Source organism: Streptomyces sp. NPDC029674 (genome assembly GCF_044903205.1).
GTDB lineage: Bacteria > Actinomycetota > Actinomycetes > Streptomycetales > Streptomycetaceae > Streptomyces.
Genome location: NZ_JBJDPY010000011.1, coordinates 113,187 through 137,502 on the forward strand (window position 1 = coordinate 113,187; position 24,316 = coordinate 137,502).

Sequence of the window (24,316 nt, forward strand, 5' to 3'; positions counted from 1 at the left end):
CTGATTCCTTCTGGCTGGACGGTGGTCATCCCACGATATGGCGTACGGCGGTGTCACCCCTTGTCGAGGTACTGCTCGCGCTCCGCGTCGAGCAGGGCGTCCAGTGCGGTGCGCAGCGCGGGCAGCCGCGCCAGCTCGGGGTCGTCGGCGACCACGGTGACCGCCTCCTCGCGGGCGGCGGCGATGATCTCCTCGTCCTCGATGACGGCGAGCATGCGCAGGCTGGAGCGGACGCCGGACTGGGCCTGGCCGAGGACGTCGCCCTCGCGGCGCTGCTCCAGGTCGATGCGGGAGAGCTCGAAGCCGTCGAGCGTGGAGGCGACGGCGCCGAGGCGGCCGCGGGCGGGGCTGGCCTCGGGCATGTCGGTGACCAGGAGGCAGAGGCCGGGGGCCGAGCCGCGGCCGACGCGGCCGCGGAGCTGGTGCAGCTGGGAGACGCCGAAGCGGTCGGCGTCCATGATCACCATGGCGGTGGCGTTCGGGACGTTCACCCCGACCTCGATGACCGTCGTCGCGACCAGGACCTGCGTCTCGCCGGCGGCGAAGCGGCGCATCACCGCGTCCTTGTCGTCCGGCTGCATGCGGCCGTGCAGGACCTCGACCTTCAGCCCCTGGAGGGGGCCGTGGGTGAGCTGCTCGGCGACATCGAGGACGGCCAGCGGGGGCCGCTTCTCGGCGGTGGCCTCCTCCTCGGCCTTCTTCTTGGCCTTCTTGGGATCTTCCTCCTCGTCCCCGATGCGCGGACACACCACGTACGCCTGATGGCCGTTCTCCACCTCCTCACGCACGCGCTCCCACGCGCGGGCGAGGAAGTGGGGCTTGTCCTGGGCGGGGACGACATGACTGGCGATCGGCGAGCGCCCGGCCGGCAGCTGGTCGAGAACCGAGGTCTCCAGGTCGCCGAAGACCGTCATCGCGACCGTGCGCGGAATGGGTGTGGCGGTCATGACCAGGAGGTGCGGGGGCTGCTTGCCCTTGCCGCGCAGGGCGTCTCGCTGCTCCACCCCGAAGCGGTGCTGTTCGTCGACGACGACGAGGCCCAGGTCGTGGAACTGGACCTTGTCCTCGATCAGCGCGTGCGTACCGATGACGATGCCGGCCTCGCCGGTGACGAGGTCGAGCAGGGCCTGCCGCCGGCCGGCCGCGCCCATGGAACCGGTGAGCAGCGTGACCTTGGTGGCCTGCTCGGCACCGCCCAGCATGCCGCCCTCGGCCAGCTCGCCCATCATCTCCACGATGGAGCGGTGGTGCTGCTGGGCGAGAACCTCGGTGGGCGCGAGCATGGCGGCCTGACCGCCCGCGTCCACGACGGCGAGCATGGCGCGCAGGGCGACCATCGTGTTGTGCGTCACCGTGAAGTTGTCCGTGATGTACGCCCTGCTCGGGTGAGCGACGCTGATGCACTGGACCGGCTTCCGCCCGACGAACTCGACGCTGCGGATCCCCCGCCGGAACGTGTTGTACTTCGGCCTCGTGCACACGCGCTCCGCCTTGCGCGTCAGCCTGAACGGCATGTACTCCTCGGGCAACGCGATCGACACGTTGAATGCCGCCTTCTTCGGCAGCACCCTGGCCCTGCCTCCCAGTGAGCGCACGAGCCAGGCGACATCATCGGCGAGCCGGAGCGACGCCGAGCACAGCGAGATGCTCAGCCCGTCCGACTGAATCGTGCCGTCCGTGTCCAGCAGTCCCTGCAACAGGGCAAGTCGATTTTTGATCGACGTGTTCTTGTAGATCTCGGGGACGAACTTCCCGTGCGAGGTCACACCCCACAGCTCCAAGTCGCGCAGCACTTGGATGACGGGGTTGCGCGTGCCGCCCGTACGGTGTGTCAGCTGAACCGTGTAGTCGCACGCGGAACCGGCCACGCGGACCAGGCGGCATTCCGGTGCCACGGCGTCGGCCGCCGCGGCGTGAATCTCCTCGTCGACCGTGGACAACCGCAGGTTGTGGCGGAACGACCCGTCGCCCAGCAGAAGACCGAAGAGGTAGGGATCGAGCGGTAGCAACTCATCGTGGCCCAGGTCGACCGGGGCCGCGGCGGGGAGGTACCACTTCGACGAGCCGTTCGCTTTGTGGAGGTCGAGGCGGATCTCTCTGGTCGTCAGGACCTTCGGCGGCTGGCCTCGGTGCCAACCGCAGCTGGTACCGACGATCCAGAGATGTTCGTCGTCACACTCGACAGAGCTGCCGTCGGAGAGTGTCAGGCGCCACACGTCACGCTCCCCCTGGGGAAAGACGCCGCTGACAACGGCGGTCTCCCCGGTAGGCACGACGACGACATCACCGCTTCTCATGTCACCCATCGGCCGGAAGCCCTCGGGAGTCAGCACCAACGAGTCGAGCGGCTGTGCCTTGCCCGATCCGACCTCTCCCTGGAGGAGGCGGTGCATCGGGTGTTCGGTCGCGAGGTCGTCGAAGATCTCCTTGGAGACCTTCTCCTGGCCCTCGGTGAGCGTGAAGGGCAGCTTGGCGTCGAAGGCGTCGAGGAGGCCGCCCGGCTTGGGCCTGCGGGCGACGGCGGGCAGCTGCGCGTCCGCGTACCGCCGCCGGGCCAGGGCGACTTGGAGGACGAAGGCCTCGTCCCACTTCAGGCGGTCGCGGGCGGCGGCGATGTCCGCCTTGGAGTGCGGCCGGTGGATCTTCAGGAGGGCTTCGGGGAGCGGGATGAGGCCCCGGCCGTCGCGGAGGGCGGGCGGCAGCGGGTCCTCGGCCTCCTGGGCGCTGGGCAGGACCATGTCGACCGACTTGGCGATCTTCCAGGACTCCAGCTTGGCGGTGGCCGGATAGATCGGCAGGAGGGCTCCGGCCCAGGAGCCGACGGCCTCACCCGCCTCGTCGCCCTCGCCGCGCAGCAGTTCGTACGCCGGGTGGGCCAGCTGCATCTTGCGGTTGAAGACCGACACCTTGCCCGCGAACATCGCGCGGGTGCCGGGGAGCAGGTCCTTGTGCGGCTTGTGGATCCCGCGGCCGAAGAAGACGAGCTGAACCTGGCCGCTGCCGTCGGTGATGGTGACCTCGAGGCGCTGGCCCCGGCCGCCGTTGAACTTCAGGATGCGTGCGCTCGCGACCTGGGCGACCACCGTGACGTGCTCGTCCAGCGGCAGCTCGGCGAGACGGGTGAGCTCGCCGCGCTCGGCATAGCGCCGGGGATAGTGGTGCAGGAGATCGCCGACCGTGTGCAGGTCGAGGTGCTCGGCCATCACCTTCGCGGTGGCGGGGCCGACCACTTTCTTCAGGGGTTCTTCAAGCGCAGGCACGAGATCCATTGCACACCACGCCACTGACATTGCGGTGCAGGTGCCTCGGATCCGCTGGTCAGCGGTGGGCGGCGGACGGCCTGGCGGCCGGGCGGCGGGCGGTCGGGTGTCAGGCGGCGGACGATCGGACCGGGCGGCACGCCACACGCCGCAGGCGGTCGGGCGGTCGGGCGGCAAGGCAACGAGTTGCAGATGACGGACGATCGGGCTGCGGGCGGTATCCCGCAGACCTCACGCCACTTGGCGGTCGGGCTGCAAGGCAGTAGTGGCAGGCGACGGACGATCGGGCCGCAGGCCACACGTGGCAGACGGAGGGGTGGCAGGCGCCGGAGAACAGGCCGCACGCCCGCACGCCGCAGGCCGCGGACCCACCTCCTCAGGCCGTCGGCCGGCGAGCGGCGAGGCGGCAGGCCGCAGGCCCGCACACCACAGATCCACCCCATCGGGCCGCAGGCCGTCAGGCGGCGGGCGGCGGGCGGCAGGCGGCGAGGTTACTCGACGCCGATCAGTAGCAGTGCCGACTGGCGGCCGCCGCGGTAGACCACCGTGTCGACGGCCAGGTACGCCTCGCGCACGTGCTTCTCCAGTTGTTCCGCGACGGTGTCGGGGACGGATTCGCCGAGTACGAGTGTGACCATCTCGCCGCCCGCGGACAGCATGCGGTCGAGGACCGAGGCGGCGGTGTGGGCCACTTCGGAGCCGATCACCGCGACGTCGCCGTCGATGAGGCCGAGTACGTCGCCGGCCTGGCAGATGCCCGCCATGGTCCAGGACTGCCGCTCGGCGACGGCCAGTTCGCCGTACCGGGTCGCGCCGGCCGCCGAGGTCATGGCGACGACGTCCTCGTCGAAGCGGCGGTCCGGCTCGTGGACGGCGAGGGCCGCGATGCCCTGGACCGCGGAGCGGGTGGGGATCAGCGCGACCCGCACGCCTTCCGTGCGGGCCTGTTCCGCCGCGGCGGCCGCGGTGTGCCGCAGCTCGGCGTCGTTGGGCAGGAGCACCACTTCGCGGGCGTGGGCGCGCCGGATCGCGTCGACGAGTTCGCCGCTCGCCGGCGGCTCCCCCACGCGCGTGGGCACGGTCGTCGCCCCGGCCTCGGCGTAGAGCCCGGCGAGGCCCTCGCCGGGCACGACGGCGACGATGGCCCGCTGGGCGCGCTCCCGGGGCGGCTGCGCGGTGGTGTGCGCGTCGCCCACTCCGAAGTGGGTGATCCGGATGCGGTGGGGGCGGCCCGCCTCCACGCCCGCCTCGACGGCCGCTCCGGCGTCGTCGACATGGACGTGGACGTTCCAGAGCCCGTCGCCGCCGACCACGACGAGCGAGTCGCCGAGCCGGTCGAGCCGGGCCCGGAGCCGGGTGACGGCGGCGTCGTCCGCCTCCAGGAGGTAGATCACCTCGAAGGCGGGGCCGCCCTCCTCGTCCCTCTCCTCGCCGGGCGGGTCCGCACACTCGACGGCCTCCACGCGCGCGTGGGCGGGTGCCGCGCTCCTGGAGGTGACGGTCCGGCCCGACAGGGCGGCCACCAGCGCCTCCAGAACCGCCACGAGCCCCCGGCCGCCGGCATCCACCACCCCGGCCCGTCCGAGCACCGCGAGCTGGCGAGGCGTCGCGTCCAGGGCCGCGCAGGCTCCGTCGTACGCCGCCCTGGCCACCGCCCCGCAGTCGCCGCCGGTACCGGTGGCCGCCTCGGCCGCCGCGGTGGCCACCGTCAGGACGGTGCCCTCGACCGGGTGGGCGACCGCCTGGTAGGCGGCCTCGGCGGCCTGCCGCAGTGCTCGCTCCAGGGTCGGCCCGTCGGCGTGATCCGCGTCACGGAGCGGCTCGGCGTCACCTGTCCCGGCACCCGTCCCGGCGCCCCGCTCGTCATAGGCGCCGCCGATGACCTGTGCCATGCCCCGCAGCAGCTCCGACAGGATCGTGCCCGAGTTCCCGCGGGCCCCGATGAGCGCTCCGTGCGCCATCGCGCGCACGGTCTCGGCCAGCGAGGGGAGGGCCGGCTCGTGGCCCGTGAAGGCCGCGTCGACGGCCTGTGAGGCGGACTCCACGGTCAGATAGAGGTTCGTACCGGTGTCCCCGTCGGCGACCGGATAGACGTTGATGGAGTCGATCTCCTCGCGGGCCCTGCCGAGGGCGTCCAGAGCCAGCCGGCACCAGGCGCGCACCGCGACCGCGTCGAGGTTCTGCGGCACCTGTTCGCCTCCTTGACCATGCGGAATGGACGCAGCGTAGACCCACGGTGAACGAAGGGCCCGGGGCGGGGGGCGGGCCGGTCGTGGTAGTTTCGTGGAACCGAAGCAGTCGTTGTATGCTGCTTCGGTTGCCCGATACGCATCGGGCCATTCCTCCTGGCAACGCCACCTCGATCATTGCACTGATCCCGGCCTGCCGGGTTTAACCGTAAGTGCATCTGAAGTCTTTGGAGTGACCCGTGGCTGCCAACTGCGACGTCTGTGGCAAGGGGCCGGGCTTCGGCAACAACATCTCGCACTCGCACCGCCGTACGCCCCGTCGCTGGAACCCGAACATCCAGCGTGTGCGTGCCGTGGTGAGCGGGACGCCGAAGCGCCTCAACGCTTGCACCTCGTGCATCAAGGCCGGCAAGGTCTCGCGCTGACGCCAGCGCGGCCACCTAGCTGGTTGCTGAATCAGCCGGTCCCTCCAGGGGGGCCGGCTTTTTCGTCTGCCCACGCGTCTTTTTCGTCTGCCCACGCGTGAGGGGTCGGCCATGTCGTCCGTCCACGCGCACGGGCTGCCAGAATCGGCCGGATGCGCTTCGGCATCCTCGGCCCTCTCGACGTACGCTCCCCCGACGGCACCCCCGTGGACCCCGGCGGGCCCCGCCCCCGGGCACTGCTCACCCTGCTGCTCCTGGACCCGGGCCGCACCGTCTCGGTGGCGGCGCTGACCGACGGGCTCTACGGCGACGAGCCGCCCGCCGGCGCGGCCAACGCGCTGCAGTCCCAGGTCTCCCGGCTGCGCAAGCGCCTGGGCCTCGCCGTCGAAGCCACCCCCACCGGGTACCGCCTCGCCGTCCGCCCCGACGACGTCGACCTGCACCGCTTCGAGCGGCTGGCCAGGGAGGGACGCGAGGCCCTCGCTTCCGGGGATCCCGCGCGGGCCGCCGGCCTCCTGCGGGAGGCGCTCGGCCTGTGGCGCGGGGCCGCCCTCGCCGATCTGCCGGACGCAGGGCCCCTCGCCGCGCGCCTGGAGGAGACCCGCCTGGCCGCCGTGCAGGACCGCGTCGAGGCGGACCTCGCGCTGGGCGGCGGAGCCGAGCTCGTACCCGAGTTGCGCGGCCTGTCCGCCGCGCACCCCCTGAGCGAGCGGCTGTACGGCCAGCTGATGCGGGCGTTGCACGCGGGCGGGCGGCCCGCTGAGGCGCTCACCGTCTACGAAGAGGCGCGGCGCACCCTCGCGGACGAGCTCGGCGCCGACCCCTCCGCCGAGCTGTCCGGACTCCACCTGGAACTGCTGCGGGACCGGGAGCCGGCCCGGCAGCGGGGCGTGCCGGCGCAGCTGACGCGGTTCGTCGGGCGGGCCGACGAGCTCACGCGGATCGGCGCCCTGCTGGCCGGGGCGCGCCTGGTGACGCTCACCGGACCCGGCGGGGCGGGCAAGACGCGGCTCGCGATCGAAGCCGCCCGCGCGCTGCCCGACGTCTGCTTCGTGGAGCTTGCCCCGCTCGCCGACGGGGCCCGGGTGACGTACGCGATCCTCACCGCGCTCGGGGTGCGCGACGGCTTCCACCACCAGGGCGGCGACACCATGGAGCGGCTGCTGACCGCGGTGCGCGGCCGCGAGCTGCTGCTCGTCCTGGACAACTGCGAGCACGTCGTCGAGGAGGCGGCCCGGGTCGCGGGGCTGCTGCTCGGGGCCTGCCCCGGGGTGCGGGTGCTCGCCACCAGCCGGGAGGGGCTCGGGATCACGGGCGAGGTCCTGTGGCCGGTGCCGCCGCTGGCCGCCGGGCCCGCGGCGCGGCTCTTCGCGGACCGGGCGGCCGCCGTGCGGCCCGACTTGGCGGGCCCCTGGGACGAGCACGCCCGGCGGCGGACCGACGAGATATGCGCGGCGCTCGACGGCCTGCCCCTCGCGATAGAGCTGGCCGCGGCGCGGCTGCGCACCCTCACCCTGGACGAGCTCGCCGCCCGCCTCGGCGACCGCTTCCGGCTGCTCTCGCGCGGCGACCGTACGAAGGCGCCCCGGCACCGCACCCTGCACGCGGTCGTGGAGTGGAGCTGGGAGCTGCTCGACGACGAGGAGCGGGAGCTCGCCAGGAGGCTGACCGTGTTCTCCGGAGGGGCCACGTCCGACGCCGTGGAGGCCGTCTGCGGGATTCCGTACCCGGAGGATCTGCTCGCCTCCCTCGCGGAGAAGTCCTTCCTCGAGGTGAGCGAGGGGCGCTACGACATGTTGCAGACCATCCGCGCGTTCTGTGCGCGGGAGCTGGCCGGGGCGGGCGAGGAGGACCGGTTGCGGGCCGCGCACGCCGGGTACTTCCTGCGCCTGGCGGAGGCGGCCGAGCCGGGGCTGCGCGGCGGTGAGCAGCTGCGCCGGCTGGCCGAACTCGACGCCGAGCAGATGAACCTGGACGCGGCGCTGCGCCGGCTGACCCGCACCGCGCCGCGCGACGGCCTCAGGCTGATGGCCGCGCTCTCCTGGTTCTGGCTGCTGCGCGGCCGCTACGGAGAGCGCAGGGAGCTCGCCGTCGCCCTCTTGGCCGCGGTGGGCGCCGAGCCGCCGGACGGCCTCTCCGAGGAGTACGTCCTGTGCCTGGTCAACACGGTCGCGGGGGACGGCACCGACCCGGCCGAACCGGCCCGCCTCGCGCGCGCGGACGCGCTGTTCGGCGGCCTCGAAGGGCCCCTGCGCCGGCCGTACCTGGTGGTGCTGTGGTCGATCGCGGGCGGTCCGGCGCGCGCCATGGAGGACCGGGTGCGGGAGCAGGTCGACGACCACCCTTGGGGGGTGGCTCTCCTCGACCTGGGGCTGGGTTTCCAGGATCTGTTCGCGGGCCGGGCAGCGGCGGCGGAGGCGGCCTTCGCCCGGGCGCTTGAGGGGTTCCGGACGACCGGTGACCGCTGGGGCATGGCCAACTGCCTGGACCCGCTGGGCATGTTCGCCGACTGGCGGGGCGAACGGGAGCGGGCCCTGGAACTGCTCGACGAAGGCCTCGCGCACGTAAGGGAATTGGCGGCGCCCGAGGAAGCCGCGGACCTGCTGCACCGCCGCGCCACGGTCCTCATGTACCGGGGTGACCTGGATGCGGCCGCCGCCCACTACACGCATGCGGCCGCCCTCGCCCGGACCGTCGGCGTCCCCGACAAGGTGGCGACCGCGCGGCGCGGGCTCGGGGACGTGGCCCGGCTCGGCGGGGACACGGCACGCGCGCGTGAGCACTATGAAGCGGCTCTGGAGGCGTGCGCCGCCAACTGGTTCAGCCTCGCGGAGAGCGTGCGGATCCTGATCGGCCTGGGCCGTACCGAGCTCGCCGAGCGCCGTACCGCGGAGGCCGCCGACTGGTTCGAGCAGGCCCGGGTGCTCGCCTGCGGCCCGGAGGTGCGGTCCTCGGGCGTCGGAGTGCGTGTCGCGGGCACCGGGGAACTGGCCGAGGTGGCCGAGGCGTTGGCGGCCGTCGCGCCGGGCCCCGAGGAAGCCGTGCGGCTCCTGGGCGCCGCGCACGGTCTGCGCGGCACCCTGATCGCCGGTGATCCCGACGTCGTACCCATCGCGGAGGCGGCCCGCGCACGGCTCTCCCCGGAGGCGTACGAGAAGGCTTTCGAGGAGGGGCGGAGCCTGCGGTCAGCGGCGGTCAGGGAACGGTAGGCGGACGGTCAGCGGCCGCCCCGAGGCTTACCGGCATGACACACACGACGCGTACGAACACCGACCTGTCCCCTACGAAGAACCCCCGCCGGGTCGCCACCCGCAGCCTCGCCCACCTGGACGTGCTGATCTCGGGCGCCAGCGTCGCGGGCCCCGCGCTCGCCCTGTGGCTGGCCCGCTACGGCGCCCGGGTCACCGTCCTGGAGAAGGCGCCCGCCCTGCGTGAGGGCGGTTTCGCGGTCGACTTCCGGGGCGACGTGCACCGCACCGTGCTGCGCCGCATGGGCATCTGGGACGAGGTCCACCGCCGCCAGACGCACATGGGCCGCCAGACCGTCGTGGAGGCGGACGACAGGGAGCGGGTCGCCCTGCCCGCGTTCTTCATGAGCGGCGACGTGGAGATCTTCCGCGGCGACCTCTCCAAGATCCTCTACGAGCGCACCGTCGATCAGGTGGAGTACGTCTTCGGAGACTCCGTCGCCACGCTGACCGAGGACTCCGAAGGCGTCGACGTGACCTTCGACCACGGTGCGCCCCGCCGGTTCGACCTGGTGGTCGGCGCCGACGGGCTGCACTCGCACACCCGCCGTCTGGTCTTCGGCGACGAGTCGCGGTACCTGCGCCACCTGGGCTACTACGTGGCGGGTTACGGCATCCCCAACCACCTCGGCCTCGACCGCACCGCCCGCCTCTACTCCGAGCCCGGCCGCACCGTCATGATCAACAACTACGACGGTGCCCCGGACAGGGCGGGCGTCGGCCTGGTCTTCAGGTCCGAGCGGCTCGACCACGACCGGCACGACACCGCCCAGCAGAAGAAGATCCTCGCGGACCGGTTCACGGGCATGGGCTGGAAGCACGCCGCCAAGGCCCTGGAAGGCCTGGAGAGCGCCGACGACCTGTACTTCGACGCCATCGCGCAGATCCACGTCGACCGGCTCTCCCAGGGCCGTGTGGTGCTGCTCGGCGACGCGGGGTACGGCGCCACGATGGGCGGCATCGGCACGGGCACGGCGCTGGTGTCCGCGTACGTCCTCGCCGGTGAGCTCGCGGCCGCGGGCGGCGACCACCGGGTCGGCTTCGCCGCGTACGAGGCGGAGATCCGCGACTACGCCAAGGGCTGCCAGAAGAGCGCGGACCACGCCGGGCCCTTCCTCGCCCCGCCGACCGAGAAGAAGATCCGCAGCCGCGACCGCGCGTACCGCGTGCTCGGCTCCCGGCTGCTGGCGGGCCTCTTCAAGAAGCTGACGGAGAAGGCCGCGAACGGCCTCGTCCTGAAGGACTACGCCCCCTTGGACCGCCAGCCGTGATCCACCGGGCCGATCCCGCCGCCGAGCGCGAACCCGGCGGCGATCGCCCCGGTCACGTACTCCTTGGCCGCCCTGACGGCCTCCGGGACGCTCTCCCCCCTGGCCAGGTGCGCCGCGATCGCGCTGGCCAGCGTGCAGCCCGTGCCGTGCGTGTGCCGGTTGTCGAGGCGCGGGGCGCGCAGCACGTGCTCTTCGGAGCCGTCGGTGAGCAGGTCCACGGCGTCGCCGCTGAGGTGACCGCCCTTGATGAGCACCCACTTCGGGCCGTACGCGAGGACGGCGTCGGCCGCGCGCCGCAGGCCGTCCTCCGAATCGACCTCGACGCCGGTGAGTTGGGCGACCTCGTCGAGGTTGGGTGTCGCGACCGTGGCGGCGGGGAGCAGTTTCGTGCGCACCGAGTCCAGGGCGGACGCCGCGAGCAGCGAGTCGCCGTGCTTGGAGACGCCGACCGGGTCGACGACCGCGGGGGCGTCCGTGCCGGCGATCAAGTCGGCGACCGCCTCGACCAGTTCGGCCGACGCGAGCATGCCGGTCTTCACGGCCTGTACGCCGATGTCGTCGACGACGCTGCGGTACTGGGCCCGCACCGCCTCCACCGGAAGCTCCCAGAAGCCCTGTACGCCCAGCGAGTTCTGCGCGGTGACGGCCGTGACGACGCTCATGCCGTGCGTGCCGAGGGCGAGCATCGTCTTCAGGTCGGCCTGGATGCCCGCGCCGCCGCCGGAGTCCGACCCGGCGACGGTCAGGACGCGGGGCGGTGCGCCCGTCGCCGGCAAGCCGGTCATTCCGAGTCCTCGTTGTCCCCGAAGTGGTCCCAGCCCTTGCTGGTCCACGGGGCGCCGTCCACGGTCACCTGGGGCAGCGCGGAGGGGTTGAGGACCTCTCCGATGACCTTCCAGCGGGCGGGCAGCTTCACGTCCGGCGGGAACGTCGCCACGATCGCGTGGTCCTCGCCGCCGTTGAGCACCCACTGCAGCGGGTCGACGCCGACGGCCTGTCCGATGTCGTTCATCTGCGAGGGCACGTCGACGTCTCCGGAGCGGATGTCGATGCGTACCTTGCTGGACTCGGCGATGTGGCCGAGGTCGGCGATGAGGCCGTCGCTGACGTCCGTCATGGAGGTCGCGCCGAGGCCGGCGGCCGCGGGACCCGCGTGGTACGGCGGTTCGGGCCTGCGATGGGCCTCCACGAAGGCGCGCGGTGAGCGGAAGCCGCGGGAGAGCACGGCGTGCCCGGCCGCGGACCAGCCCAGCCAGCCCGTCACGGCGACGACGTCACCGGGCTGCGCGCCCGCGCGCGTGACGGGTTCGTGGTTGCGCAGATCGCCAAGCGCGGTGATCGCGACGGTGATCGTGTCGCCACGCACGACGTCGCCGCCCACGACGGCCGCGCCCGCGACCTGGCACTCGTCCCTGAGGCCGTCCATCAGCTCGGTGGGCCAGCTCGCGGGGAGCTCGGCGGGCACGACCAGGCCGAGCAGCAGCGCGGTCGGCACGGCGCCCATGGCCGCGATGTCGGCGAGGTTCTGCGCGGCGGCCTTGCGGCCCACGTCGTACGCCGTGGACCAGTCGCGGCGGAAATGCCGCCCCTCCAGGAGAATGTCGGTGCTCGCCACGACCCTGCGGTCCGGAGCGGACACGACCGCGGCGTCATCGCCCGGGCCGAGCCGTACGGCCGGAGTGGTGGTGAGCCGCGAAGTGAGCTCTCTGATGAGCCCGAACTCCCCCAACTCGCCCACGGATCCCTTCACCGAGTCTCACCATGCCCTTTCACACTGCTCGGCCCCCGGTCGCGAGCCGGCTCTGTCGTCGGTACGGTCGACGTGACCGTCGACTTCTGCTGTCCGTCCACCACGATGTGCGCGCCACAGGTCACCCGGGTCTCCCCGTGACGAGCGGCGACGCGGTACCGTGGCGTCCCTTTCTCCCCCCACATGATCCTCGTGGCCGCCCTGGAGGTTCCGTGGTACAGGCGTACATCCTGATCCAAACAGAGGTCGGCAAGGCGTCGACCGTCGCCGAGCTGATCGGCAAGATCCCCGGAGTGATCCAGGCCGAGGACGTGACCGGACCCTACGACGTCATCGTGCGCGCGCAGGCGGACACGGTGGACGAACTCGGCCGCATGGTGGTCGCCAAGGTCCAGCAAGTGGATGGCATCACCCGAACTCTGACCTGCCCGGTCGTGCACTTGTAGCCCCCGTCTACCCTGGCCCGGTGAACCTCCCCCGTCGCCGGCGCCGCTGCCTCACAGGAATGTCCGCCCTCGCTCTGTTGATCACGACAGCGGCCTGCTCATCTTCGGACGACGAGGCGTCAGTGGTGGTTCCGTCCCCGGCCGCGAAGGCCGCGGGACTCTGCCGGGACCTGCACGGACAGCTCCCGGAGAAGGTCGACGGACTCGGACGGACCGACCCCGGGCCGAAGTCCGAGCTGACCGCGGGGTGGGGAGACCCGGCGATCATACTGCGCTGCGGTGTCGAGCGGCCCCCCGAGATGATCGACCCCTCGTACGCCGAGCAGAACAGCGTGAACGTGAACGGCGTCGCCTGGCTCCTGCAGAAGCGGGACGACGGCTCGTACACCTTCACCACCGGGGCGCGCCTCGCCTACGTAGAGGTGACGCTGCCCGAGGAGCGGACGGGGGGCGGCCTGAGCCCGCTCACGGACTTCGCCGCCCCCATCAAGAAGACGATCCCCAAGGGGATCGCCTGATCGCCTGAGCGCTAGCGCAGGCCCGTGGAGCGGTTCAGGGCCGTCTGGATGAGGCGGTCCACCAGCTCCGGGTAGCTGACGCCGCTCTTCTCCCACATCTGCGGGTACATGGAGATGGGCGTGAAGCCCGGCATCGTGTTGATCTCGTTGATCACGAACCGGCCGTCGTCGGTGAGGAAGAAGTCCGCGCGCACGAGGCCCTCGCAGGACGCCGCCTCGAACGCCTCGACGGCGAGCCGCTGGATCTCCGCGGTCTGCTCGGGCGTCAGCGGCGCGGGGACGATCCCGGGCGTCGAGTCGATGTACTTCGCCTCGAAGTCGTAGTAGTCGTGCGTCTGCACGGGCGGGATCTCGGCCGGGACGCTCGCGCGCGGCCCGTCCTCGAACTCCAGGACGCCGCACTCGATCTCGCGGCCGCGCAGCAGCGCCTCGACGATGATCTTCGGGTCGTGGTGCTGTGCCTCGGCGATGGCCTCGTCGAGGCCCTCGAAGGACTCGACCTTGGTGATGCCGATGGAGGAGCCCGCGCGCGCGGGCTTGATGAACAGCGGCCAGCCGTGTTCGCCGGCGAACTCCGCGATGCGCTGCCGGGCGCCCGCCTCGTCCTGCCGCCACTCGCGTGGGCGGATCACCAGGTACGGGCCGACGTTCAGCCCGAAGGAGGCGAACACCCGCTTCATGTAGTCCTTGTCCTGGCCGACGGCCGAGGCGAGGACTCCGGAGCCGACGTAGGGCACTCCGGAGAGCTCGAGCAGACCCTGGAGGGTGCCGTCCTCTCCGTAGGGACCGTGCAGCATCGGGAAGACGACGTCGACCTCGCCGAGCGCCTTGGGCACGGAGCCGGGCTCGCTGTAGACGACTTCGCGGTTGCCGGGGTCGACCGGGAGCACGACACCGCCCTCTACGGAGTCGGCCAGTTCGGCGACGCTCGGCATCCTGCGGTCGGCGATGGCCATCCGCTCCGGCTCGTCGGCGGTCAGCGCCCAACGGCCGTCCGTGGTGATGCCGATCGGCAGGACGTCGTACTTGGAGCGGTCGATCGCGCGCAGCACGGCGCCGGCCGTGACGACGGAGATGCCGTGCTCCGAGCTGCGGCCGCCGAACACGACGGCCACACGCGGCTTGCGGAGCGCCTGCTCAGGGCTCTGGGGGAGGTTCTCGCTGCTCATATCGCGTTGAGGGTACCCGCTGGCCCCGAAGTAGTCAGGCGTGCCGTAGGCCGTACGGTCAGCGGCGCTCGGGCTTGGCGCTGCGCGACATGAGGTCCTTGAGGGCGACCACCGGGGGCGTGCCCTCGTGCACGATGCCCACGACCGTCTCCGTGATGGGCATGTCGACGCCGTGCCTGCGGGCCAGATCGAGCACGGACTCGCAGGACTTGACGCCCTCCGCGGTCTGCTTGGTGACCGCGATGGTCTCCTGGAGGGTCATGCCCTTGCCGAGGTTGGTGCCGAAGGTGTGGTTGCGCGACAGCGGCGAGGAGCAGGTGGCCACCAGGTCGCCGAGGCCCGCGAGCCCGGAGAACGTCAGCGGGTCGGCGCCCATCGCGAGCCCGAGCCGGGTGGTCTCGGCGAGGCCGCGCGTGATGAGCGAGCCCTTGGCGTTGTCGCCCAGGCCCATGCCGTCCGCGATGCCCACGGCGAGACCGATGACGTTCTTCACGGCGCCGCCGAGCTCGCAGCCGACCACGTCGGTGTTCGTGTACGGGCGGAAGTACGGCGTGTGGCAGGCCGTCTGGAGGCGTTGCGCGACGGCTTCGTCCCGGCAGGCGACCACGGCGGCGGCGGGCTGCCGTGCGGCGATCTCGCGGGCGAGGTTGGGTCCCGTGACGACGGCGATCCGGTCCGCGGGGACCTTCGTGACGTCCTCGATGACCTCGCTCATCCGCATGGCGGAGCCCAGTTCGACGCCCTTCATGAGGGAGACGAGGACGGTCTCGGGGGCCAGCAGCGGCGCCCACTCGGCGAGGTTGGCGCGCAGCGTCTGCGACGGTACGGCGAGGACCGTGAAGTCGGCGTCCGCGGCGGCCTCCACCGGGTCGGTGGTCGCCCGGAGGTTCTCCGGGAGCCGCACGCCGGGGAGGTAGTCCGGGTTCGTCCGCGTGGAGTTGACCGCGTCGGCGAGTTCGGCCCGGCGGCCCCACAGGGTGACGTCGCAGCCCGCGTCGGCGAGCACCATCCCGAAGGCCGTGCCCCAGGAGCCCGTTCCGAAGACGGCGGCCTTCACGGGCCGCGCCGCGTTCACGGGGGTCACGGGGTTCGTCACTTGCTGTCCTCCGAGGTGCTCTCTGTGGCGCCCTGTACGGCGCCGCGGCCCGCTGCCTTGCGTCGTTGTTCCTGCCGCGCCCTGCGCGGGTCGTACGGCGTCTCAGGGGCCTTCTCGCCCCGGACCTCCTCCAGGAGTTCGGTGATCGCGGCCATGATGGTCTCGGTCACCTCGCGCAGCACCTCGGGCGTCGGCTCCTTGTCGTGGAAGCGCGACAGGTCGACGGGCGGTCCGGCCTTCACCTGGAGGGTCTTGCGGGGGAAGAAGGCGGGCTTCTTGCTGTACGGCGGGAGGGCGAGGTTGGCGCCCCACTGCGCGACGGGGATCACCGGGCACTTGGTCTCCAGCGCGACCCGCGCGGCACCGGACTTGGCGGTCATCGGCCACATGTCGGGGTCCCTGGTGAGGGTGCCTTCGGGGTAGAAGGCGACGCACTCGCCGCGCGCGATGGCGTCGACGGCGGCGCGGAAGGCGTCGAGCGCGTTGGTGGTCTCGCGGTAGACCGGGATCTGGCCCGTGCCCTTCATCACCTTGGCGACAAAGCCACGCTTGAAAAGGCCGTCCTTTGCCAGGAAACGCGGCACTCGCCCCGTGTTGTACTGGAAGTGCGCGTACGAGAACGGGTCGATATGCGAGTTGTGATTCACCGCGGTGATGAATCCGCCGTCAGCCGGAATGTGCTCCATTCCACGCCAGTCCCGCTTGAACAGAACCACGAGCGGCGGTTTAGCAATGACGGCCGCAAGGCGGTACCAGAAGCCGATTCTGCGGCGGGACACTCGGACACCTTCCTCCATGAACCTGGTCGGCCGCACAAGTGTCGCCCCAGGCTTCCTGTCTGTCGAGAACACCGTACGCCCACCCGTCTTCGGCCACCGCCCCTTGCCTCCCGGCAGGTCACAATGGGCGCGACGCGAAGGACGGAGCGCCCGTGCAGTGGACCCTGGTCATACCTCTGAAACCGCTGGCGCGCGCCAAAAGCAGGCTCGCCGCCGCCTCCGGGGACGGTCTGCGCCCCGGCCTCGCCCTGGCATTCGCCCAGGACACCGTGGCCGCCGCGGTGGCCTGCCCGGCGGTGCGCGATGTGGCGGTCGTCACGGACGACTCCCGGGCGGGTCGCGAGCTCGCCGCGCTGGGCGCGCGGATCGTCTCGGACGAGCCCGGCGGGGGCCTGAACGCGGCGCTGGCGCACGGGGCGGCCGTCGTGCGCGCCGAGCGGCCCGACGCGGCCGTCGCGGCCCTGAACGCCGATCTGCCCGCGCTGCGCCCCACGGAATTGGCCCGCGCTCTCGACTGCGCCGCCGCATTTCCCCGCGCATTCATGCCGGATGCCGCCGGAATCGGTACGACGCTGCTGTGCGCGACGCCGGGGACGCAATTGCGTCCGGCATTCGGTGTGGCGTCGCGGGCCCGGCACGCGGCGTCCGGGGCCGTGGAACTCGGGCTCTCGGACGTCGATTCCGTACGCCAGGACGTGGACACCGGAGAGGACCTGCGGGCCGCTCTCGCACTCGGTGTGGGACCGCGCACCGCCGCGGTCGCGGCACGCCTGCTCATCGCCGACTGAGTACGCTGCTTTCCATGCAGGCGACCGCGTACACGTATGACTCCGAGACCCGCAGCGGCAGTGTGCTGCTCGACGACGGGACTCCCGTGCCCTTCGAGGCGCCCGCGTTCGACGCGGGCGGGCTGCGGCTGCTGCGGCCGGGGCAGCGCGTGCGCATCGAGGTCGACGGTGACGGCGACGCGCGCCGCATCACTCTGGTGACGCTGCAGACGTTCTGAGGCCGGGGCGCGGGCGCCGTCCGGACACACGACGCGGGCCGGGCTCCCTCGTGGGAGCCCGGCCCGGCGCGTGAGTGCCCTCGTGCCCTTACTTCTTGCGGGACGTGGCCTTCTTGGCGGTCGTCTTGCGCGTCGTGGCCTTCTTGGCGGGCGCGGTCTTCTTGGCCGTGGCCTTCGTGGCGGCGGGCGCGGTCTTCTTCGCCGTGGCCTTCTTCGCCGGCGTGGCCTTCTTGGCGGTGGTCTTCTTCGCCGCCGCCGTCGGCGTGGCCTTCTTGGCCGTCGCCTTCGTGGCCGACTTCTTCGCCGTCGCCGTGGCCTTCTTCGCCGTGGCCGTGGCCTTCTTGGCGGTGGCCGTGGTCTTCTTCGCGGCGGTCTTCTTGGCGGTGGTCGCCTTCTTCGCCGGGGTGGCCTTCTTGGCGGTGGCCTTCTTGGCCGCGGCCTTCTTGACCGTCGCCGAAGCGCCGCCGGTCAGGCTGCCCTTGGGCGCCTTCTTGACCGCGACGTCGTTCTTGGGGAGCTTCTTCGAGCCGCTCACCAGGTCCTTGAAGCCCTGGCCCGCGCGGAAGCGGGGCACCGAGGTCTTCTTGACCCGCACGCGCTCCCCGGTCTGCGGGTTGCGGGCGTAACGGGCCGGGCGGTCGACCTTCTCGAACGAGCCGAAGCCGGTGACCGAAACGCGGTCCCCGCTGACAACGGCACGGACGACGGCGTCCAGGACCGCGTCGACGGCGTCGGCGGCCTGCTGGCGGCCCCCAACCTTGTCGGCAATCGCTTCTACGAGCTGCGCCTTGTTCACGTCTTCCCCTTCGGAGACATTGCCGGGAGCGAAATACTCCGGCTTTTTCGCACGTTAGGCAGATATATACCGCAAATCAAACACGAAACGGGCTAATCACCCTTGTGCCGCAACGAAGTGGCTCATCTCGGAGTTCCTCGAAGGCCCGTTGAGGCTGCGGCTCAGCTGTCTTGGGGGAATCGGTCCTCGTCAGCTTCGTCGAGGGACGCCATCAATCGCTCCAGACGCCTTGCCGCATCGGCGAGATCGTGTTTGGCCGCGGCCGTAATGACCAGCAGCTTCCGGGTCAGCGCCATCCGTACGCCCTCCGGGACTTGCAGTGCGCGCACTCGGGAGTGCGCTTCCTTCAGTTGGTCCGCGACGAGCCCGTAGAGCTCGAGTTGGCTGTCACGTCCCATGCACCGATTGTGCCATCTGGGGCGAGTTGTCGCCTCCGCAGGGGGTAACTGCCGCCGTCCGCTGCCTTCCTGAGGGTACCCCGTCCCGCCGAGTACAAGGGGATTTCCAGCCTCTTCTTCCCTGGCGGGCAAGGGAGTTGAGTCCACCCGTTCAGGTCATCGGGCACCTCCGGAAAGGCACACACAGAAGTACCCCCAACCGTCCACGATTGGGGGTACATCAGGTTCGTCCGGGGTGTTGCGGGCTGTCAGACCCGCACGGTCCGCGGCTTGTACGCGGGGCGTCCGGTCTCGTACGCGGCGATGTCCGGCTCGTTCCGCAGCGTGATGCTGATGTCGTCCAGGCCGTTCAGGAGCCGCCAGCGGGCGTTCTCGTCGAGTTCGAAGTCGGCGGTGATGCCCTCCGCGCGGACCTGGCGGTCCTCCAGGTCGACGGTGACCTCGGCCTGCGGGTCCCGCTCCGTCAGCTCCCAGAGCGCGTCCACGGTCTTCTGCTCGAGCACCACGGTGAGCAGGCCGTTCTTCAGCGAGTTGCCGCGGAAGATGTCGGCGAAGCGGGACGAGATGACGGCCTTGAAGCCGAAGTTCTGCAGCGCCCACACGGCGTGCTCGCGGGAGGAGCCGGTACCGAAGTCGGGGCCGGCGACCAGGACCGTGGCCCCCTGCCGCTCGGGACGGTTGAGGACGAACTCGGGGTCCTTGCGCCAGGCCTCGAAGAGCCCGTCCTCGAAGCCGTCCCTGGTGACCTTCTTGAGCCAGTGGGCGGGGATGATCTGGTCGGTGTCGACGTTGCTGCGGCGCAGCGGAACGGCCCGGCCGGTGTGCTTGGTGAATGCTTCCATGGTTATCGGACTCCGGCGGTCACGGGGGCGTCGGACAGGTCGGCGGGCGAGGCGAGGTGGCCGGTGACCGCGGTGGCGGCGGCGACCTGCGGGGAGACCAGGTGGGTGCGGCCGCCCTTGCCCTGCCTGCCTTCGAAGTTGCGGTTCGACGTGGACGCCGAGCGCTCGCCGGGCGCCAGTTGGTCGGGGTTCATGCCCAGACACATCGAGCAGCCCGCGTGCCGCCATTCGGCCCCCGCGGCGAGGAAGACCTTGTCCAGGCCCTCCTCGACGGCCTGCAGGGAGACCCGGACCGAGCCCGGGACGACCAGCATCCGTACGCCGTCGGCGACTTTGCGGCCCTCGACGACGGAGGCGGCCGCACGCAGGTCCTCGATGCGGCCGTTGGTGCAGGAGCCTACGAAGACGGTGTCGACCTTGATGTCGCGCAGCGGCTGCCCGGCGGTCAACCCCATGTATTCCAGGGCCTTTTCGGCGGCGTGGCGCTCCGAAGCGTCTTCGTACGAAGCCGGGTCGGGGACGCTCGCCGAAAGCGGCGCCCCCTGGCCCGGGTTGGTGCCCCAGGTGACGAACGGCGCCAGCGAGGTGGCGTCGATGTAGACCTCGGCGTCGAAGACCGCGTCGTCATCGGTCTTCAGGGTCTTCCAGTACGCGACGGCGGCGTCCCAGTCCTCGCCCTGTGGCGCGTGGGCGCGGCCCTTGATGTAGTCGAAGGTGGTCTCGTCCGGGGCGATCATCCCGGCGCGGGCGCCCGCCTCGATGGACATGTTGCAGATGGTCATCCGGGCCTCCATCGAGAGCTTCTCGATGGCGGAGCCGCGGTACTCCAGGACGTAGCCCTGGCCGCCGCCGGTGCCGATCTTCGTGATGACGGCGAGGATCAGGTCCTTGGCCGTGACGTCGTCGGGCAGTTCGCCGTCGACGGTGATGGCCATGGTCTTGGGGCGGGCCATCGGCAGCGTCTGGGTGGCGAGGACGTGCTCGACCTGGGAGGTGCCGATGCCGAACGCCAGCGCGCCGAAAGCGCCGTGGGTGGAGGTGTGCGAGTCGCCGCAGACGACGGTGGTGCCGGGCTGGGTCAGTCCCAGCTGCGGTCCCACCACGTGGACGACGCCCTGCTCGACGTCGCCGAGCGGGTGCAGGCGCACGCCGAAGTCGGCGCAGTTCTTGCGCAGCGTCTCCAGCTGGGCCCGCGAGACCGGGTCGGCGATGGGCTTGTCGATGTCGAGGGTCGGGGTGTTGTGATCCTCGGTGGCGATGGTGAGGTCGAGCCGCCGCACCTGACGGCCGGCCTGGCGGAGGCCGTCGAAGGCCTGGGGGCTGGTCACCTCGTGCAGCAGGTGCAGATCGATGTAGAGGAGGTCGGGCTCGCCCTCGGCGCGCCGGACGACGTGGTCGTCCCAGACCTTCTCCGCGAGTGTCCTACCCATCGCTTTCCCTCCGACCGGCCGCTTCTGCCGGCCTCACTAGAGAATCCGTTCGCCGACGCGCGTACCCCTCGTGCCGCGCGTCGGCCGCCGATCCGTTGGTCCGCGGATCGCTCGTACAGAGTGGCGCGTCTCGCAGAAAATTGAACTTGCGTTTCACAGAGTGAGACGCGAGTATCGACGCATGGACAACTCTAGCGGCGTAGGCGTTCTGGACAAGGCGGCCCTTGTCCTGAGCGCTCTGGAGTCCGGTCCGGCCACCCTCGCGGGCTTGGTCGCGGCCACCGGGCTCGCACGACCCACGGCTCACCGACTGGCCGTGGCACTGGAACACCACCGGATGGTGGCGCGGGACATGCAGGGCCGCTTCATCCTCGGCCCGCGCCTCGCGGAGCTCGCGGCGGCGGCGGGCGAGGACCGCCTGCTCGCCACGGCGGGCCCGGTCCTCACGCACCTGCGCGACGTCACGGGCGAGAGCGCGCAGCTCTACCGCCGGCAGGGCGACATGCGCATCTGCGTGGCCGCGGCGGAGCGCCTGTCCGGCCTGCGGGACACCGTCCCCGTCGGTTCGACGCTCACCATGAAGGCGGGCTCGTCGGCGCAGATCCTGATGGCCTGGGAGGAACCGGAGCGCCTGCACCGCGGCCTCCAGGGCGCCCGCTTCACGGCCACGGCCCTTTCGGGCGTACGCCGCCGGGGCTGGGCCCAGTCGATCGGCGAGCGCGAGCCGGGCGTCGCCTCCGTCTCCGCGCCCGTGCGCGGCCCCTCGAACCGCGTGGTCGCCGCCGTCTCGGTCTCCGGACCGATCGAGCGCCTGACCCGGCACCCGGGCCGGATGCACGCGCAGGCAGTCATCGACGCGGCCGGACGCCTCTCCGAGGCCCTGCGCCGCTCCGGCTGACGCTCGCGTGGCGCCCCCCGGCGCCGCGCATCACCCGACGCACGCACACAGCGCCGGAAGGAACCGCCCCAACGCCGCGGCGGCCCCTTCCGGCGCTTCTCCGTTCCCGCCCACTCCTGAGATTCGAGGGCTTCAGGCGGTCTTCAGACGGTCGGCGGCCCGGTCCCCGCGGCGGCCGACCGGGATGACGCCGAGGGCCTCGCCCAGGCCGAACTCCGGCATGTTCACGTACACCGCCTCATGGGCGCCCGCCGGCACGACGAACGTCTCGTGCCAGAAGCCGACCTTCCCCCTGCCCTCCCTGACGCGACGGTTCCAGGCCGCCCACGCGGGCCGGTGCTCCTTGCCCTGGTCCGCCGAGTACGTCAGCAGCTTCTCCTGCGACTCCCAGTACTGGACGACGTACATCAGGCGCGGCCCGCCGAGAAGCAGCCGGTACCCCAGCAGCCCGCTCCCCCGGTCCTGCGACAGCTCCTCGAGCATGCGCGGCATCGCCGTGAAGACGGGCCACCAGCTGCGCACCGCACGGAAGTTGTTGATGCGCACCCCGATATGGAAGACGACGACTCCGTCCTGCGCGTCCGCGGTCATGCGCCCTTCGATCGGCTTGCTGCTCACGATGGTTCCCCCTTGTCGTAGCCCTGGCCGAACGTTGGATAGTTCCGCTATCCATGCTTGGATAGTGCCACTCCCCAAAGGGAGACGCAAGAGGAGGCACGACCCGATGAAACTGGCGGAGCTCAGCAGACGCAGCGGCATCCCCACGGCCACGATCAAGTACTACCTGCGCGAGGGACTACTGCCGCCCGGCCACCGCGTGACGGCGACGCAGGCCGAGTACGACGAGTCCCATCTGCAGCGGCTCCGGCTCGTGCGGGCGCTCATCCAGGTGGGCCGGGTGCCGGTCGCGTCGGCGCGCGAGGTCCTGACCGCCCTGGAGGACGAAGGGCTGGACCACATCTCCCGGCTGGGCACGGCGGTCTCGGCGCTGCCGCACGGCCAGGAGTCGGCCGAGGACGACGCGGCGGCCCGGGAGGCGCGCGACACGGTCGACGTGCTGCTGGCGCGGCTCGACTGGGAGCACACCCGGAGCTGCCCGGAGGACTCGCCGGCCTACCGGGTGCTGGTGACCGCCGTCGCCACCCTGGTCCGGCTCGGATATCCGTGCGGCATCGACGACTTGGCGCCCTACGCGTACGCGTGCCGCCAACTGGCCGTCACCGACCTGGACTTGATCGAGCGGTACGAGTCGCCGGACCGGCAGCTGGAGGCGGCCGTGGCGCTCACGGTGCTGTACGAGCCGGTGATGCTCAGCCTGCGCCGCATCGCGCAGGCGGAGGAGTCCACGAGCCGCTACGCGCAGCCGCGCACGGGGGAATGACGAAGGGGCCCTCCCTGACGGGAAGGCCCCTCGCGTCTCTGTACCCCCGACCGGATTCGAACCGGCGCTACCGCCTTGAGAGGGCGGCGTGCTAGGCCGCTACACAACGGGGGCGAGGATCTTGCGTTACCACGAGATCCAGCTGGGCTACCAGGACTCGAACCTAAACTAACGGAACCAGAAACCGTCGTGCTGCCAATTACACCATAGCCCAATGTGGTCTAGACCACGTCTAGTACCTACAGTACCCCCGACCGGATTCGAACCGGCGCTACCGCCTTGAGAGGGCGGCGTGCTAGGCCGCTACACAACGGGGGCCCTAGCGATCCTGCATCAGTGACAGTGGGTGCGACCCGATCTGTCCCCGCGGGAAGGATCTGTACCCCCGACCGGATTCGAACCGGCGCTACCGCCTTGAGAGGGCGGCGTGCTAGGCCGCTACACAACGGGGGCATTGTGGATGCAATCCACAGTTTGCAGATGAGCTCTGCGAGCTGGCCTACCAGGACTCGAACCTAGACTAACGGAACCAGAAACCGTCGTGCTGCCAATTACACCATAGGCCATCAAAGCGCCACCCCCGGAAGGGGTTTTGTTTGACTTGCGCTTCCCGGCCGGACCTTTCGGCCCTCTCGGGCGGCGCAGGAAGAACATTACCCGAAGGTGGACGGCGCTCCAAAACGGGTATCGGCCCGCAGCAGCGCGGGGAGCTCGGAGAGGTCCCTGATGCGGTGCACGCCGGTCGGGCCGTCCCCCGCCGTGCCGCTGCGGTCGAGCCAGATGCCGAGGAGGCCCGCGTCCCTGGCGCCCCTGGCGTCGATCTCCGGCTGGTCGCCGACGTACGCGATCTCCGCGGGCGCCAGGCCCAGCCGGTCGCAGGCCGCGAGGAAGGCCTCGGCGGCGGGTTTGGAGACGCCCAGGTCGGCGGCGCACAGCACGGCCTCGAAGCGGTCGCGGACGCCGAGGAGGCGCAGCTTGCGGTCCTGGACGAACAGGGCGGAGTTGGAGAGCACCGCGTGGCGGTAGCCGTCGGCGAGGGCGTCCAGGGCGGGGACGGTGTCGGGGAAGAGGGACCAGGCCGATTCGTAGTGACCGACGTAACGGTCGAACCAGGCGTCGGCGTCGGGGTCGCTCAGGCCGGGGGCCGCGAGGAAGTCCCGCACGCGGTCGCGGCGCTGCTCCTCGAAGCTGATGCCTCCGGCACCGAAGCGGGCCCAGTGCCGCTCGGTGAGCTCCCGCCACCGCACGAGGGCCCGCTCCGCGGACTCGTACCGCTCCAGGAGGCCCTCGGCGGTGAGGTGCGCGTGCATGCCTGCGCTGTCGGCGCGTGCGTAGTCGAAGATGGTGTCATCGATGTCCCAGACCACGGCTTTGATCGGCATGGTTCGACCGTATGCGAAGGACCCGGGAGCCG

At 71.4% G+C, this 24,316-nt stretch carries 22 protein-coding genes and 5 tRNA genes; 9 read left to right on the forward strand and 18 right to left on the reverse strand.

Annotated features, from left to right (window positions below):
- Window positions 1-53: 53 nt before the first annotated feature.
- Window positions 54-3,269, reverse strand: coding sequence for a helicase-related protein (locus ACI2L3_RS25730; RefSeq protein ID WP_404754752.1), 3,216 nt, complete (start codon window positions 3,267-3,269; stop codon window positions 54-56).
- Between the two features lie 482 nt (window positions 3,270-3,751).
- A complete protein-coding gene (locus tag ACI2L3_RS25735; protein WP_404754753.1) occupies window positions 3,752-5,449 on the reverse strand; it encodes a DAK2 domain-containing protein in 1,698 nt (565 codons plus the stop codon).
- Window positions 5,450-5,688: 239 nt separating this feature from the next.
- Between ACI2L3_RS25735 and rpmB the strand changes: the two genes are divergently transcribed.
- The 3 genes from rpmB (at window position 5,689) to ACI2L3_RS25750 (ending at window position 10,393) form a co-directional block, all read left to right on the forward strand.
- Window positions 5,689-5,874, forward strand: coding sequence for a 50S ribosomal protein L28 (gene rpmB, locus ACI2L3_RS25740; protein ID WP_016642993.1), 186 nt, complete (start codon window positions 5,689-5,691; stop codon window positions 5,872-5,874).
- A 152-nt stretch (window positions 5,875-6,026) separates the two neighbouring features.
- The gene (locus ACI2L3_RS25745) at window positions 6,027-9,083 is read left to right on the forward strand and encodes a BTAD domain-containing putative transcriptional regulator (protein ID WP_404754754.1); all 3,057 of its coding nucleotides are present in this window, start codon (window positions 6,027-6,029) and stop codon (window positions 9,081-9,083) included.
- A gap of 35 nt (window positions 9,084-9,118) precedes the next feature.
- Entirely contained in the window at window positions 9,119-10,393 is a 1,275-nt protein-coding gene (locus ACI2L3_RS25750; RefSeq protein WP_404754755.1) for an FAD-dependent monooxygenase, read from the forward strand.
- On the opposite strand, the gene thiD is transcribed toward ACI2L3_RS25750, so the two are convergent.
- Both thiD and ACI2L3_RS25760 read right to left on the reverse strand, forming a co-directional pair.
- Window positions 10,366-11,178 carry a bifunctional hydroxymethylpyrimidine kinase/phosphomethylpyrimidine kinase gene (thiD, locus tag ACI2L3_RS25755; RefSeq protein WP_404754756.1) on the reverse strand — a complete coding sequence of 271 codons (813 nt, stop codon included), beginning with the start codon at window positions 11,176-11,178 and terminating at the stop codon, window positions 10,366-10,368. The genes ACI2L3_RS25750 and thiD overlap by 28 nt on opposite strands.
- Window positions 11,175-12,143 carry a thiamine-phosphate kinase gene (locus ACI2L3_RS25760; RefSeq protein ID WP_404754757.1) on the reverse strand — a complete coding sequence of 323 codons (969 nt, stop codon included), beginning with the start codon at window positions 12,141-12,143 and terminating at the stop codon, window positions 11,175-11,177. The genes thiD and ACI2L3_RS25760 overlap by 4 nt, the downstream gene beginning before the upstream one ends.
- A gap of 212 nt (window positions 12,144-12,355) precedes the next feature.
- Here ACI2L3_RS25760 and ACI2L3_RS25765 point away from each other — a divergent pair, with 212 nt between their 5' ends.
- Window positions 12,356-12,589 (forward strand): Lrp/AsnC family transcriptional regulator, encoded by a 234-nt coding sequence (locus tag ACI2L3_RS25765; protein WP_016642988.1) that lies wholly within the window; start codon window positions 12,356-12,358, stop codon window positions 12,587-12,589.
- Window positions 12,590-12,609: 20 nt separating this feature from the next.
- Window positions 12,610-13,107 carry a DUF3515 domain-containing protein gene (locus ACI2L3_RS25770; RefSeq protein ID WP_404754758.1) on the forward strand — a complete coding sequence of 166 codons (498 nt, stop codon included), beginning with the start codon at window positions 12,610-12,612 and terminating at the stop codon, window positions 13,105-13,107.
- Window positions 13,108-13,118: 11 nt separating this feature from the next.
- Here the strand turns inward: ACI2L3_RS25770 and ACI2L3_RS25775 are convergent, their stop codons facing one another.
- From ACI2L3_RS25775 to ACI2L3_RS25785, 3 genes are read right to left on the reverse strand one after another with little or no spacing between them, the layout of a single operon-like run.
- On the reverse strand, window positions 13,119-14,276 hold the full coding sequence (locus tag ACI2L3_RS25775; RefSeq protein WP_404754759.1) for a D-alanine--D-alanine ligase family protein: 1,158 nt from the start codon (window positions 14,274-14,276) through the stop codon (window positions 13,119-13,121).
- 58 nt (window positions 14,277-14,334) lie between these two features.
- On the reverse strand, window positions 14,335-15,351 hold the full coding sequence (locus ACI2L3_RS25780) for an NAD(P)H-dependent glycerol-3-phosphate dehydrogenase (RefSeq protein ID WP_404754897.1): 1,017 nt from the start codon (window positions 15,349-15,351) through the stop codon (window positions 14,335-14,337).
- 17 nt (window positions 15,352-15,368) lie between these two features.
- On the reverse strand, window positions 15,369-16,151 hold the full coding sequence (locus ACI2L3_RS25785; RefSeq protein ID WP_404754760.1) for a lysophospholipid acyltransferase family protein: 783 nt from the start codon (window positions 16,149-16,151) through the stop codon (window positions 15,369-15,371).
- 152 nt (window positions 16,152-16,303) lie between these two features.
- On the opposite strand from ACI2L3_RS25785, the gene cofC reads away from it, so the two are divergent.
- Together cofC and ACI2L3_RS25795 are read left to right on the forward strand one after the other, a co-directional pair.
- Window positions 16,304-16,939 carry a 2-phospho-L-lactate guanylyltransferase gene (gene cofC / locus ACI2L3_RS25790; RefSeq protein ID WP_404754761.1) on the forward strand — a complete coding sequence of 212 codons (636 nt, stop codon included), beginning with the start codon at window positions 16,304-16,306 and terminating at the stop codon, window positions 16,937-16,939.
- A 14-nt stretch (window positions 16,940-16,953) separates the two neighbouring features.
- Window positions 16,954-17,157, forward strand: coding sequence for a hypothetical protein (locus ACI2L3_RS25795; protein ID WP_362998145.1), 204 nt, complete (start codon window positions 16,954-16,956; stop codon window positions 17,155-17,157).
- Window positions 17,158-17,245: 88 nt separating this feature from the next.
- On the opposite strand, the gene ACI2L3_RS25800 is transcribed toward ACI2L3_RS25795, so the two are convergent.
- From ACI2L3_RS25800 to leuC, 4 genes are all read right to left on the reverse strand, one after another.
- Complete coding sequence (locus tag ACI2L3_RS25800; protein WP_404754762.1) at window positions 17,246-17,953, reverse strand: HU family DNA-binding protein; 708 nt, start codon at window positions 17,951-17,953, stop codon at window positions 17,246-17,248.
- 161 nt (window positions 17,954-18,114) lie between these two features.
- Window positions 18,115-18,351, reverse strand: coding sequence for a hypothetical protein (locus ACI2L3_RS25805; RefSeq protein WP_404754763.1), 237 nt, complete (start codon window positions 18,349-18,351; stop codon window positions 18,115-18,117).
- Between the two features lie 248 nt (window positions 18,352-18,599).
- Window positions 18,600-19,193, reverse strand: coding sequence for a 3-isopropylmalate dehydratase small subunit (leuD, locus tag ACI2L3_RS25810; protein WP_404754764.1), 594 nt, complete (start codon window positions 19,191-19,193; stop codon window positions 18,600-18,602).
- Between the two features lie 2 nt (window positions 19,194-19,195).
- Window positions 19,196-20,623 carry a 3-isopropylmalate dehydratase large subunit gene (gene leuC / locus ACI2L3_RS25815; protein ID WP_404754765.1) on the reverse strand — a complete coding sequence of 476 codons (1,428 nt, stop codon included), beginning with the start codon at window positions 20,621-20,623 and terminating at the stop codon, window positions 19,196-19,198.
- A gap of 181 nt (window positions 20,624-20,804) precedes the next feature.
- On the opposite strand from leuC, the gene ndgR reads away from it, so the two are divergent.
- Entirely contained in the window at window positions 20,805-21,521 is a 717-nt protein-coding gene (gene ndgR, locus ACI2L3_RS25820; protein ID WP_058942291.1) for an IclR family transcriptional regulator NdgR, read from the forward strand.
- 132 nt (window positions 21,522-21,653) lie between these two features.
- Here the strand turns inward: ndgR and ACI2L3_RS25825 are convergent, their stop codons facing one another.
- Window positions 21,654-22,112, reverse strand: a complete 459-nt coding sequence (locus ACI2L3_RS25825; protein WP_404754898.1) for a DUF4188 domain-containing protein — start codon at window positions 22,110-22,112, stop codon at window positions 21,654-21,656.
- A 133-nt stretch (window positions 22,113-22,245) separates the two neighbouring features.
- Between ACI2L3_RS25825 and ACI2L3_RS25830 the strand changes: the two genes are divergently transcribed.
- Entirely contained in the window at window positions 22,246-22,902 is a 657-nt protein-coding gene (locus ACI2L3_RS25830) for a MerR family transcriptional regulator (RefSeq protein WP_404754766.1), read from the forward strand.
- Window positions 22,903-22,943: 41 nt separating this feature from the next.
- On the opposite strand, the gene ACI2L3_RS25835 is transcribed toward ACI2L3_RS25830, so the two are convergent.
- The 6 genes from ACI2L3_RS25835 to ACI2L3_RS25860 all read right to left on the reverse strand — a co-directional run bounded on the left by ACI2L3_RS25835 (window position 22,944) and on the right by ACI2L3_RS25860 (window position 24,284).
- Window positions 22,944-23,016 (reverse strand) — tRNA-Glu (locus tag ACI2L3_RS25835).
- 28 nt (window positions 23,017-23,044) lie between these two features.
- Window positions 23,045-23,116 (reverse strand) — tRNA-Gln (locus ACI2L3_RS25840).
- 31 nt (window positions 23,117-23,147) lie between these two features.
- Window positions 23,148-23,220: transfer RNA gene (locus ACI2L3_RS25845), tRNA-Glu, on the reverse strand.
- 62 nt (window positions 23,221-23,282) lie between these two features.
- A tRNA-Glu gene (locus tag ACI2L3_RS25850) sits at window positions 23,283-23,355 on the reverse strand.
- A 41-nt stretch (window positions 23,356-23,396) separates the two neighbouring features.
- Window positions 23,397-23,468, reverse strand: a tRNA-Gln gene (locus ACI2L3_RS25855).
- Between the two features lie 87 nt (window positions 23,469-23,555).
- Window positions 23,556-24,284, reverse strand: a complete 729-nt coding sequence (locus ACI2L3_RS25860; RefSeq protein ID WP_404754767.1) for an HAD family hydrolase — start codon at window positions 24,282-24,284, stop codon at window positions 23,556-23,558.
- Between the last annotated feature and the right edge of the window lie 32 nt (window positions 24,285-24,316).